Source organism: Rhodobacter capsulatus, assembly GCF_005144475.1.
Taxonomy (GTDB): domain Bacteria; phylum Pseudomonadota; class Alphaproteobacteria; order Rhodobacterales; family Rhodobacteraceae; genus Rhodobacter; species Rhodobacter capsulatus_C.
The window spans coordinates 1-1,145 of sequence record NZ_SWJZ01000033.1 but is presented as its reverse complement, the minus strand read 5'-3'; the positions used below and the strand labels follow the sequence as shown (position 1 = coordinate 1,145).

Sequence of the window (1,145 nt, the reverse complement as noted above, 5' to 3'; positions counted from 1 at the left end):
CGATGGGTCGCCTCGGCCGCGAGTTGATAGAAGTTCCGGCGCTGGATGGCCTGGAGCCGGTCGGCAATGCCGTGCAGCGTCGCGTCGGTCGGGGCATAGTCCCGAATGCGCGCGGCCGCACCTTTGGCGTGGCCAAGATAGCCCTCGAAGCAGGCGCCGTCCCCTTGGCTCCAGAACCCGGAGAACCAGATGCAGGGCTTGGCCCGCGTCCCGCCGCCCATCAGGCGGATGGGCGTAGTCTTCAGGCGGATGCCAAGGATCTCACATATCCGCTCGAAATCCTCATAGACCGCGTCCCACCAATCGTCGGGGGGCGCGAGGTCGCGATACCAGCTGCGCGCTTTCTCCTTGGCGGCATCCGAGAGTTCAGGGAACTGGTAGACCGTCGTGCAGATCACCTCAGGCATCGATGTCCTCCCCGTTCAGTGCGGAGGCCAGCCATTCCTGCGTGCTGATCCAACCGATGGATTTGCGCGCGCCCAAATCGATGATATGCGCGCCTCCGCCGAAGGCATCTATGCGCGGGCGGGAACAGGTCAGGGCATATTGGAAGCCCCAGAGGCCGGTGAGGTCGAGGTCTTCGGCGAGCCGCAGCACGAAGCGGATGACGGCCTCGACATCACCGTGTTCGTCGTCATGAATCCAGAGGATGCTGCCTTCGGGCGCATCCTGACGCGCGAGCTCGAAACCCGCGACCTCCGGGTCGTCGGCGTCCTGATCCGCCGCGCGCAAATCCGCAAACAGCGCGAGCGCGCGGGCGGCCTTTTCGGCCGTCCCGACATCGATCAGGCACGAAAAATGGGTGAAGTAGTCCGCCATGGGAACCTCCTGAGAGTGAGAAGCCCGGCCAAGAGGCCGGGTGCTGGATTGGGACGAAACGATGGGCGGGCGCGCTCAGCCGGTGCGCTGGTCGCCTGCGGCCTGACGCGCCGCATGTGCGCAAAGCATCTGCCGGTAGAACCGCTTGCGCGCCGCCCGAAACCCGCGAACGGCGCGGGTATCGGAATGAAGCGCCCGAACCGCCGCACGCAGGACGGCCAGCGGCGATGCCGTCACCGACAGGCCGAGGCGCAGATAGGCGGGATCGGTCACGTCAGCGGCGCGGCAAAGATCCGGGCCAGATCGACGGCCGAGGGCGCCATCTG

At 66.5% G+C, this 1,145-nt stretch carries 2 protein-coding genes and 1 pseudogene; all 3 read right to left on the bottom strand.

Features of this window, described 5'->3' with window-relative positions; genetic code table 11:
* A pseudogene (locus tag FBT96_RS09565) lies at positions 1–407 on the bottom strand (antitoxin of toxin-antitoxin stability system); the annotation flags it as partial.
* A complete protein-coding gene (locus FBT96_RS09560; protein ID WP_136906071.1) occupies positions 400–819 on the bottom strand; it encodes a hypothetical protein in 420 nt (139 codons plus the stop codon). The pseudogene FBT96_RS09565 and the gene FBT96_RS09560, both read right to left, overlap by 8 nt.
* A 75-nt stretch (positions 820–894) precedes the next feature.
* Positions 895–1,145: hypothetical protein (locus FBT96_RS09555; RefSeq protein WP_394347666.1), on the bottom strand; the 251-nt coding region annotated here is incomplete at its 5' end.